General features: G+C 71.3%; 10 protein-coding genes. 3 read left to right on the top strand and 7 right to left on the bottom strand.

Going from position 1 to position 10,139, the window contains the following annotated elements:
- The first annotated feature begins 608 nt into the window (after positions 1 to 608).
- Positions 609 to 1,400, top strand: a complete 792-nt coding sequence (locus J4573_RS48855) for a hypothetical protein (RefSeq protein ID WP_208263298.1) — start codon at positions 609 to 611, stop codon at positions 1,398 to 1,400.
- On the opposite strand, the gene J4573_RS48850 is transcribed toward J4573_RS48855, so the two are convergent.
- The 4 genes from J4573_RS48850 to trxA all read right to left on the bottom strand — a co-directional run bounded on the left by J4573_RS48850 (position 1,344) and on the right by trxA (position 3,932).
- Positions 1,344 to 2,195, bottom strand: a complete 852-nt coding sequence (locus J4573_RS48850; RefSeq protein ID WP_307797512.1) for a putative RNA methyltransferase — start codon at positions 2,193 to 2,195, stop codon at positions 1,344 to 1,346. The two genes, J4573_RS48855 and J4573_RS48850, sit on opposite strands and share 57 nt — an antisense overlap.
- Positions 2,196 to 2,204: 9 nt before the next feature.
- Positions 2,205 to 2,867, bottom strand: a complete 663-nt coding sequence (locus J4573_RS48845) for an aldo/keto reductase (protein ID WP_307797511.1) — start codon at positions 2,865 to 2,867, stop codon at positions 2,205 to 2,207.
- A 93-nt stretch (positions 2,868 to 2,960) separates the two neighbouring features.
- The gene (locus J4573_RS48840) at positions 2,961 to 3,371 is read right to left on the bottom strand and encodes an Hsp20/alpha crystallin family protein (protein WP_208263297.1); all 411 of its coding nucleotides are present in this window, start codon (positions 3,369 to 3,371) and stop codon (positions 2,961 to 2,963) included.
- Positions 3,372 to 3,575: 204 nt separating this feature from the next.
- Positions 3,576 to 3,932, bottom strand: coding sequence for a thioredoxin (trxA, locus tag J4573_RS48835; protein ID WP_208263296.1), 357 nt, complete (start codon positions 3,930 to 3,932; stop codon positions 3,576 to 3,578).
- Between the two features lie 132 nt (positions 3,933 to 4,064).
- Here trxA and J4573_RS48830 point away from each other — a divergent pair, with 132 nt between their 5' ends.
- Together J4573_RS48830 and J4573_RS48825 are read left to right on the top strand one after the other, a co-directional pair.
- On the top strand, positions 4,065 to 5,084 hold the full coding sequence (locus tag J4573_RS48830; RefSeq protein WP_243774805.1) for a sigma-70 family RNA polymerase sigma factor: 1,020 nt from the start codon (positions 4,065 to 4,067) through the stop codon (positions 5,082 to 5,084).
- Positions 5,085 to 5,319: 235 nt separating this feature from the next.
- Positions 5,320 to 6,666, top strand: a complete 1,347-nt coding sequence (locus J4573_RS48825) for a class II 3-deoxy-7-phosphoheptulonate synthase (protein ID WP_208263295.1) — start codon at positions 5,320 to 5,322, stop codon at positions 6,664 to 6,666.
- Positions 6,667 to 6,884: 218 nt separating this feature from the next.
- Here J4573_RS48825 and J4573_RS48820 read toward each other — a convergent pair whose 3' ends face one another.
- Genes J4573_RS48820 through J4573_RS48810 form a run of 3 tightly spaced genes read right to left on the bottom strand, consistent with a single transcriptional unit; the run spans position 6,885 to position 10,007 of the window.
- Entirely contained in the window at positions 6,885 to 7,253 is a 369-nt protein-coding gene (locus J4573_RS48820) for an ATP-binding protein (RefSeq protein ID WP_208263294.1), read from the bottom strand.
- Complete coding sequence (locus tag J4573_RS48815) at positions 7,250 to 7,585, bottom strand: STAS domain-containing protein (protein WP_208263293.1); 336 nt, start codon at positions 7,583 to 7,585, stop codon at positions 7,250 to 7,252. The genes J4573_RS48820 and J4573_RS48815 overlap by 4 nt, the downstream gene beginning before the upstream one ends.
- Positions 7,586 to 7,616: 31 nt before the next feature.
- Positions 7,617 to 10,007, bottom strand: a complete 2,391-nt coding sequence (locus J4573_RS48810; protein WP_208263292.1) for a SpoIIE family protein phosphatase — start codon at positions 10,005 to 10,007, stop codon at positions 7,617 to 7,619.
- Between the last annotated feature and the right edge of the window lie 132 nt (positions 10,008 to 10,139).

Below are 10,139 nucleotides of genomic sequence, written 5' to 3'. Positions count from 1 at the left end.
CCATCAACTCCGAAGAGCCAACGGCTACGGGGAGACCAGGCACCATGGCCTGGCCTATAAAGGCACTGGCTTTTAACACGCTGTTGAGTTCTCAAGAAACGGACACCCACCGCGCCGAACTCCCACTTTCGCAAGACCCGGCTCCGGGGCAACCCTTCTAACTTACCGGGAAATTCTCCGGTGTCAAGTAGATCCGTGAAGATCTTTTCGACGTAGAGTCTTTCCCGAGGTTCCCGTGCGTCGAGGTTCGGACAGGCCGAAGGCCATGAACCTTGACTGACTCGGGAGGTGAGCCCTTCGGGCCGGCCACCTTGCGGCGTCCTGCATCCCTCTTCGGGCTAGCCAGACCATCGTACAACAGCCCGAGCGGAGCTCGAACCGGTTTTCCGATCTGGCTTCCCGTGCGGCCGTCCACCTCTCGGTGTCCCGCATCCGCTCGGGTGTCACGAGATTAGGCAAGCCCGCTCCAAGCGTCAAATCGGCGGCGTGCACTCTCGTGGACCTCGCACTACGTGTGCCACCTCACATTGCGGTACGGTTCGCGCACGGACGTCGCGGTGTGCACGAAAGCCCCCATTTCGCCCCGGCGTCGGGAGGAGGCAAGCCCCGTGAACGCAGGTGTCGCCACCACCGGTGGCACGGCGGAGCGCCGGGTGGTCGCGGCGACCATGGGTCCCACCATTCACGACGTTCACGCCTGGCGCTTCAGGGTGGTGCCCGACCTCATCGAGGTCGTGGCCGACCCCGCCAGGTTCCGTTCCGTCCAGGACCCGAGCGGCCGGGGGCTCCACCTCAGCTGCGGCGCGGCCCTGGTCAATCTCCGGCTGGCCGCCGCGCAGCTCGGTCATGAGGCCGTCGTGCGGCTCCTGCCGGACCCGTCGCGACCCACTCTCCTCGCGACCGTTCGCCTTGCCGGGCACCACAGGGTCAGCCGGTCCGAACGCCTGCTGTTCGCGGCGACGCTGCGTCCCTTCCCCGCGCGCAGGCCCGAGCTGGGCTCTCCCCCACCGCTCCCCCTCCTGAACGAGCTCGCCGAGGCCGCGCGTCTCGAGGGAGCGACTTTCCTTGCGATGCCCGGAGACACCGGCATCTCCCAACGAGCGGTGCTGGCCACACGAGGGAACTCCCCTGCCGAGTGGATTCGCGCCGGGCAGGCACTCCAGCGCGTGCTGCTGACCGGGGTGACGCGTGCGGTGTCGGCCTCGTTCAGCTACAAGGTCGTGGACGTCCTGAGCGTGCAGGGCATGCTCCAGCACGGCGACGTCGCGCAGATCGAGCTCGACCTGACCTGCCGGATGCCCCTGCCCGCGACGGCGATGCCGACCGGCCCTGCCGTGGCACCGCTACGCGCGGAACGCCGACAGCACGAACGACAGCGGGACGGCCGTCCGGTCGGGTAGCTTCGCAATCCGCCGCGCGAGCTCGTCCGCCGGTACGTGGTGGGCGCTCGGTCCCATCCCGACCAGCGTGGCGATCTCCTCGTGGCCGAGCGTCGCCTCGGTCTCCAGGCTCTCCCGGGACTCCAGCCGGAACCGCCCGCCGAGGGTGGCGTCGACCCGGTCGGTCTTCTCCTCGTCCACCGACAGCAGGCCCAGCTCGGACACCAGCGTGCCCAGGTGACGGCTCGACGGCGTGACCACGTGAAGCAGGCCGCCGGGCCGCAGAACGCGATGGAACTCGGCGGCGTTGCGCGGAGCGAAGACGTTCAGGATCGCTCCGACCGCATCCCCACGTACGGGCAGCGGACGCCACAGGTCGGCGACGGCGGCACCGATGCGCGGGTGCGCGCGGGCGGCCCGTCGTGCCGCGAACTTCGAGATGTCGAGCGCCAGCCCCACGGAGCCCGGACTGCGGTCGAGCACGCGGCCCAGGTAGTAGCCCGTACCGGCGCCCGCGTCCAACACGGCTCCGCCACCCCCAAGCGCAACGCCCACCCGTTCGGCCAAAGCATCGGCGAGCGAAGCGAAAGTCCCCGTTCCGAGGAAGTCCGCCCGCGCCGCCACCATCTCGGCGGTGTCCGCGGTCCCGGGCTTGGCGTTGCCCGGGAGCAGGTTGGCGTAGCCCTGCTTGGCGAGGTCGAACGTGTGCCCCGCAGGGCAGCGCAAGGACGCCTCCTTCAGCGTGAGGTCCGCACCGCACAGGGGGCAGACGAGCAATTCGACGACGTCGGCCAGCACCCGTCCATCATCGACCACACCACCCCGCTACGCGGCAACGGCCTCGTCCAGGCGCGCCATCTGCTCCTTGTTCAGCCCTACGTCGGCCGCCGCGACGTTCTCCTCCAGCTGCCCGACCGTGATCTCGGACAGCCCGAGGTGGCCGATCTTGCCCGCCACCTGCAACTCCCGCAGCGTGCCGACCTGGTCGGCGAGCGGCACGTCCTCATCGACGCGGTGCAGTTGCAGCAGCTCCAGCCGTTCGACGCGCAGCCGCCGCAGCCCCTCGTCCACCTGCTCCCGCAGGAACTCCGGGCGTCCGCAGATCGAGGCCTCGCGCCCGTCCTTCGGCGGGGCGACGCCGACCTTGGTGGCGATCAGCAGACCCTCCGGGTACGGGTGCAGGGCGTCGGCGAGGAGGTCCTCGTTGGCGCCCCACCCGTACAGGTGCGCGGTGTCGATCAGGTTGACGCCGAGCTCCACGGCGCGGCGCGCGACGGCGATCGACCGTTCGCGATCCGGGCCCTCGGTGGGCAGTTGCATCGCGCCGAAGCCGAGCCTGCGCACGGTCAGCTCACCGCCGATGTCGAACGTGCCGACGGACGCGGACGCGTACGTGCTCGTGGACGTGGACGTGGACGTGCCGGCGGACGTGCGAGTGGACGTGGACGTGCTGGTGGACGGGTCGTCGTTGTGGTGGTGGGCTGTCACGGTCCCGACGGTACCGAGATCGATTCGGCAGGTCGTGGCCCTGCCAGGGACAGCCTGAAGATCACAGCCCGAAGATCAACGGGGGCACGGCGCCTAGCGGCGGATCGGGGTGGCCGTCGCCTTCTGGCGGGCGCCGGGCAGGTCGACCGCGACCTCCAGCACACCGTTGCTGTAGCTGGTGGTGAGCGTCGCGCGGTCGGCCCGGTCGGGCAGCGTGAGCACGCGCCGGAACAGGCCGTAAGAGATCTCGCCGTGCCGGTGCGCCTTGAGGTCGTCCCGCCGGATCGCCTTGATCTCGACCGAGTCGGGATCGGGCAGGATCGAGACCTCGATGTCGCGGGCCGGGTCGACGCCCGGCAGGTCCGCGCGGACGACGTACACGCCGTCCTCGACGTACTCCTCGGCTCTGATCGGCCGGCCGGCCATGCGGAGCCTGGAGACCGGCGCCGAGCGGGCCATCCGGCGCAGCAGCCATCGGGACGGTACGAGCCGTGGCGTGGGCATCACTGTCGCTCCTCCCTGACGGTCATCCATCGGGTCAGTCCAGAAGACGCCCGTTGGGCGACCGCGTCCAGAGCCCGAGGTCCGGAAAGGCGGCCGCCCTTCCGCGACGCCGGAGGCGCGGCCATGACCGGGCGATCTACCCAGGGTCCGGCCGCAACCGGTCAACATGTGACGTGAGGTCAGTGACGCCTGATGCCCAGTGGGTCAGGACTTGGCGAGGCGGGCGCGCACGTCGTCCATGTCCAGGGCGCGCACCTGCTCGATCACGTTCTCCAGGGTCTCGCCGGGCAGCGCGCCCGGCTCGGCGAAGACGATGACGCCGTCCCGGATCGCCATGAGCGTCGGGATGGAGGCGATGCCGAAACGCTCCGACAGCTCGGGCTCGGCCTCGGTGTCGACCTTCCCGAACACGATGTCCTCGTGCTTCTCGGAAGACTTCTCGAACACCGGGGCGAACCGGCGGCACGGCCCGCACCAGGCGGCCCAGAAGTCCACCAGGACGATGCCCTCACCCTGAGCCACCTTGTCGAAGGTGTCAGCGGTCACAGTGACCGTCGCCATGTCATTTTCTCCTCGGTCGGGGTATCAGAACAGGTAGAGCGGCGAACAGCCTCGCAGTATTCCGGAACTGGGAATCACAGAGCGGTAATTAGCGTTGTCCCTTCAGGGAGATCGCACCGGAGAAGGGTCAGGATGGCTGCAACCCGTACCAAGGGCAACAGGGTCGACGCCCCCGACAAGGACCTTGTGGGGGCGTACCTCGACCGGATCGGCCGTAGCCCGCTGCTGGACGCGGTGGAGGAGGTCGACTTGGCGAAGGCCATCGAGGGGGGCCTGTACGCCGAACAGCTTCTTGAACAGGAGAACGTGCCCGCGGGCGCGTCCCACGAGGAGCTGGAGGAACTCGTCGAGGCGGGCCTTCGTGCCAAGCAACGCTTCGTCGAGGCGAACCTGCGACTCGTGGTCTCCATCGCCCGTAAATACCCCACCGATTCGCTGCCGCTCATCGACCTGATCCAAGAGGGGAACCTCGGGTTGATGCGCGCCGTTGAGAAGTTCGACTATCGCCGGGGTTTCAAGTTCTCCACGTACGCCACGTGGTGGATCCGCCAGGCGATCGGGCGCGGCCTCAGCCACACGGCCCGCACGATCCGGCTGCCGGTCCACGTGGAGGAGGAGCTTTCCCGGCTGCGCCGTGCCGAACGCCAGCTGAGCCGTGACCTCGGCCGCGAGCCGAGCCGTGACGAGCTGGCCCAGGCGGTCGGCGCCGAGCCCGAGCACGTGGACGAGCTGCTGCGCTGGCGGCGCGACCCGGCCAGCCTGGACGCCACCATCGACGACGCCGGCGAGACGCCCATGGGCGACCTGCTGGAGGACCCGGAGGCTGTGACGCCCGAGGCCGAGGTGATGGCGCTGGACGACATCGAGGGCCTGGGGCGGCTGCTGGAGCGGCTTCCCGAGCGCGAGTCGGCGATCCTGCGGGCCCGGTTCGGGATGGACAGCGGCCAGCCGCTCTCCTACGCCCAGATCGGCGCGCGGTACGGCCTCAGCCACAACCGGGTGAGGCAGATCACCGACCGTTCGCTGCGGCGGCTGCGCCAGCTGGCCTCCGATGCGGACCTGACCGGCCACCGTGCCTTGACCGGGGCGCCCGCGTCCGAGGAACCCCTGCGCACCGAGGCCGGCGCGGCCGGCGGGTTCCGCGCCGCCTGATCCCTACCCAAAGTCCGTTTTGAACGTTTTGACCAGTTCTGGCCGCTAAGACCTGATCGGCGGGCGATCCACCGGGTCGCCCGCCGCTGCCGTCTACGCCGTACTGCTGGTGTGTCGCCGGACCCGGGTGCCATAGCCTTGGAGCGTCACAACGAGTGGCACCACAACTATGCGGCGGGGCCGGGCGTCTCATAGTGAAGACCACACCACCGACAGTTCGCGGGTACTTCTGAACATGGCCACAGACATCACGGGGGAACTGGACGCCTGGCGCGGCCTCCCCGCCCTTCAGCAGCCGGAATGGGACGACCCCTCCGAGGTGGCCGCGGTAGCGCGCGAGCTGGCCACCCAGCCGCCGCTGGTCTTCGCCGGCGAGTGCGACAACCTGAAGGACCGGCTCGCCGAGGTCGCGCTCGGCGAGGCGTTCGTCCTGCAGGGCGGCGACTGCGCCGAGACCTTCTCCGGGTCCAACGCCGACGCCGTCAAGAACAAGCTGAAGACCCTCCTGCAGATGGCGGTCGTGCTGACCTACGCCGCCAGCGTGCCGGTCGTGAAGATCGGCCGGATGGCCGGGCAGTTCGCCAAGCCGCGCTCCAAGCCGAACGAGACCCGCAACGGCGTGGAGCTGCCCGCCTACCGGGGCGACGCGGTCAACGGCTTCGACTTCGACGCCGTGTCCCGCCGCAACGACCCGCACCGGCTGCTGCAGGCCTACCACTGCTCGGCGGTCACGCTGAACCTGTGCCGCGCGTTCACCAAGGGCGGCTACGCCGACCTGCGGCAGGTGCACGCCTGGAACCAGGACTTCGTCAAGCAGAGCCCGGCGGGCCAGCGCTACGAGCAGCTGGCCGGGGAGATCGACCGCGCCCTCACGTTCATGAAGGCCTGCGGCGCCAGCCCCGACGAGTTCCACAGCGTGGAGTTCTACTCCAGCCACGAGGCCCTGCTGCTGGAGTACGAGCGGGCCATGACCCGCATCGACCACCTGAGCGGCCTCCCCTACGACGTGTCGGCGCACTTCCTGTGGATCGGCGAGCGCACCCGCCAGCTGGACGGCGCGCACGTCGACTTCCTCAGCCGCATCCGCAACCCGATCGGCGTGAAGCTCGGCCCGAGCACCTCCGCCGACGACGCGCTGGCGCTGATGGACAAGCTCAACCCCGACCACGAGCCGGGCCGCCTCACCTTCGTCACGCGCATGGGCGCGGGCAAGATTCGCGACGCGCTGCCGCCGCTGATCGAGAAGGTGAACCAGAGCGGCGCCCCCGTGGCCTGGATCTGCGACCCGATGCACGGCAACACCTGGGAGGCCGCCAGCGGCCACAAGACCAGGCGCCTGGACGACGTGCTCGACGAGGTCGCCGGGTTCTTCGAGGTGCACCGCGCCCTCGGCACCCACCCGGGCGGCATCCACATCGAGTTCACCGGCGACGACGTCACCGAGTGCGTGGGCGGCGGCGACGAGATCGTCGAGGCCGACCTGCACCAGCGCTACGAGACGGCCTGCGACCCCCGCCTGAACCGCGGCCAGTCGCTCGACCTGGCGTTCATGGTCGCCGAGCTCTACCGGAAGGCCCAGTAACCCTGAGAACTCCGGCCCCTGGGGTCTCGCCACCGTGCGGGGCCCCAGGGGCCGACCCCGCACAAACCCCAGCCCGCACGCGAGCGCGCTACCTGAGCGGGAGACGAGCCGAAGGCGAAGTCGCCCGCGAAGACGGCGAAGCCGTGCCGCGCTCGCCGCTTTTGCGGTTCGGGACGCGAGCCGCCAGGCGAGGGGCCCGAGGCCGCGAAGGCCAAAAATTACAGCGCGACCTCGGCCCAGACGACCTTGCCGCCGGAGACGGGCTCGGCGCCCCAGGAGCTGGAGAAGCGGTCGACGATGAACAGGCCGCGGTGCGACTCGTCCAGCGGGCCGGGAACGGTCAGGCGCGGCATCTGGGTGGCCCGGTCGCGGACCTCGACGCGGACGCCGCCCGGACGGCGCAGCAGGCGCAGCTCCAGGGCCGTGCCGGCGTGCCGGACGGCGTTGGCGACCAGCTCGGCGACGATGGCGGTGACCAGCTCCTCGCGGTCGACCAGCGACCAGGTCCGCATGGTGCGGGCGGCCAGGCGCCGGGCGTACTCCACCGCCTCGGTCTGCGGGGCCGCGCGGAGGGTGGTTTCGGTCATCGCCCTGCTCCCCCTTCGGCCGCCGTCCCGCCGATCAGGAAGCGGTCCAGCCCGGTCGTACGTAGCACGTTCTCGACGCGGCCGTAGGCGCCCGTCACCGTGAGCGTCGCGTTCTGCGCCCGGGCGTGCTTGTAGGCGCGCACCAGCACGTTGAGCCCCGAGGAGTCGCAGAAGTCGACGGCCGTGAGGTCGACCACGACCTCGCGCTCGCCGGCGTCCACGAGCTCGGTCAAACGCGTCCGCAGCTCATCGGAGGAGTGCAGGTCGATGGAACCGCGCGCGGCGATCGTCGCGCGGCCGTCCTGTCGCGTCGTGTGCAAGGCAAGCCCCACGCCACCCCACCTTACCGATTCCCGAGGTTCATCATGACGCGCGGAGAACAATGAGGGCAACGTCATCGTTGGACGGCTCCGGCCCGAAATCACGCACCGCGCGTTGTATTCGGGCGGCCACCGCACCAGCGCTGAGGCCCGTGCAGCCCGACAGCAACTGCTCCAGGCCGTGCCCGTCGCCGAGCAGCCGCGCGCCGGAGCGCCGCTCGGTGACGCCGTCGGTCACGCACAGCAGCACCTGGCCGGGGCGCAGCTCGACGGTGTCGGTGTGGAAGTCGACGTCGTCGAAGACCCCGAGCAGCGGCTGTGGCGAGGCGACGTCGCGCACGGTGCCGTCGGGGTCGAGGATCAGCGGGGGCGGGTGGCCCGCGCTGGTCAGCCTGATCTTGACGCCGTCCCGGCGGGGCCGGGGCGTGATCTCGCCGTGCAGGAGGGTCAGCAGCCTGCCCCGCTCCCCCTCGCCGAGGATCAGCCGGTTGAGGCGCGTCAGAACGTCGGGGACCGTCATCTCCTCGGCGGCCAGGATCCGCAGCGCGTGCCGGGCGAGCCCGGTGACGGCGGCGGCCTGCGGGCCGGTGCCGCACACGTCGCCGATCGCGAAGCGCCAGCGGGAGGCGCCGCCCTTGGGCGGAACGGCCGGGGTCAGCGGCGCCGGGCCGCGGGCGGGCTCGGGGGCGGCGCACTCGAAGACGTCGTAGAAGTCGCCGCCGACCTCGCTGCCCTCCCCCGCCGGCTCGTAGACCACGGCGACCTCGAGGCCGGGGATGTCGGGGACGCCCGGCGGGAGCAGGCTGCGCTGCAGCGCGCTGCTCATCGCGGTCTGGGCGGAGTAGAGGCGGGCGTTGTCGACCGCGAGGGCGGCGCGGCGGCTCAGCTCCTCGGCGAGCTCGACCGCGCTGCGCGGGAAGCGGTCGCCGGGCGGGCGGCCGATCACGATGGTGCCGATCCGGCGGCCGCGGGCGATCAGGGGGAACGCGTAGGCCTGGTCGCGGGCCGTGGCGCCGGCGGCGGCGCGGACCTCGGCGGGGGCGGTGCTCAGGCCGTTCCAGGGGCCGGGGGTGTCCATCGGCTGGGCGGGGGCGGCCTTGTCGAGAAGATCGCGCAGGGTGTCGGCGCGGGTCTCGTCGGCGTGCCACACGTACGCCAGGCGGGCCTCCTCGCCCTCCACGGCGTTGTAGACGGCGCACCAGGTGGCCAGGCGCGGCACGACCAGCTGGGCGACCAGGGCCATGGTGCGCTCCTGGTCGAGGGTGCCGGCCAGCAGGTCGCTGGCCTCGGCGACGAAGCTGAGCCAGCCCCGCCAGGACCGTTCCAGCTCGCCGACTCGGGCCTTCTCCAGGGAGAGGCCCATCTCGTCGGCGATCCGGCCGATCCGGGCGGCGTCGGCCTCGGCGAAGTGATCGGGGTCGGCCGCCACCGCGATGATCAGGCCGGTGAGCCGCCCCTGGGCCTCGATGGGCGCGGCGGCCAGGGATCCGGCGCGCAGCGCCGCGGCGATCGGGTCGGCGGAGTCCGAGGACACCCAGGGCACGCCGTTGACGGCGTCGGGGCTGAGCGCGGCCACCGTCAGCTGGCCCAGGGAGAGCTCGTCGGGCAGGCCGGAGCTGGCGCCCAGGACGAGCCTGCCGTCCCGTTCGGTGAGCAGGACGGCGGCGCCCTCGGCGTCCAGAACGCCGCGCACGGTGGCGACCGCGTCCTCCAGGGTCTCCAATGCGGCGGGAGAGCGCAGCACGCGGTCGGCCGAGGCCGGGATCTCGCCGTCGGTCCGGTGATCATGGGTGTCGATGGGCCGCACGGGGGCGGCGCGGCCCATGCCACGGCGGGCGAAGGCCGGGAACGCGGCGCCCTCGGCCTGCTGGACGCCCTGTGTCTGGGAGAGGCCGGAGGCCTGCCTGACGCCGCCCGGAGCCAGCCTGCGGGCCGATGCGCCGACCGCGGCCTCCACGGTGTCGGCCGTCTCCACGACCTCGGTCTCCCCGTCGACGCGGTCGCCTGGGCGGTCGCCGACGCCGGCGCCGGCGTCCGGGGCCGTTCCGTTGGAGTTGGAGCCGGGCTGGGACAGCCGGAACCAGACGCCCTTGGTGGGCCCGTCGTAGGTGACGCCCCAGGCGTCGGCCAGGCGGGCGATGGAGGGCAGGCCGCGCCCGCTGGAGGCCGTCAGGCCGGGCATGGCGATGGTGCGCGTAGGGTGGAGATCACGGACCTCGACCTGGATCTGGCCGTCTTCCAGGCGGCAGGAGACCTCGAAGGACGTTCCGGCGTAGGTGACCGCGTTGGTCGCCAGTTCGCTGGTGGCGAGCACGGCGTCGTCGGCCGCCTCGTCCATGTCCCAGTCGGCCAGCACCCGCCGTACGAAACGGCGCGCGTCCGCCACCGACGCCGCGGCGGACGGGAAGGTGGCCGACACCGTCTGCCGTTCCAACAGTCGTCCTCACTCGAGCCCGGTAATGCGCGGTCTGGCTATCGTGACAGACTGGCCGACCGCTCGGCCAGGCTCGATCGGGTGGGCCGGGGGAGGGCCGTACGGAGCCGCCACAACTCGACAGACCGTAAC

Origin of the sequence: Actinomadura barringtoniae, from assembly GCF_017573505.1 — a bacterium.
Taxonomy (GTDB): Bacteria; Actinomycetota; Actinomycetes; order Streptosporangiales; family Streptosporangiaceae; genus Spirillospora; species Spirillospora barringtoniae.
This window is presented reverse-complemented; position numbering and strand designations above follow the sequence as displayed.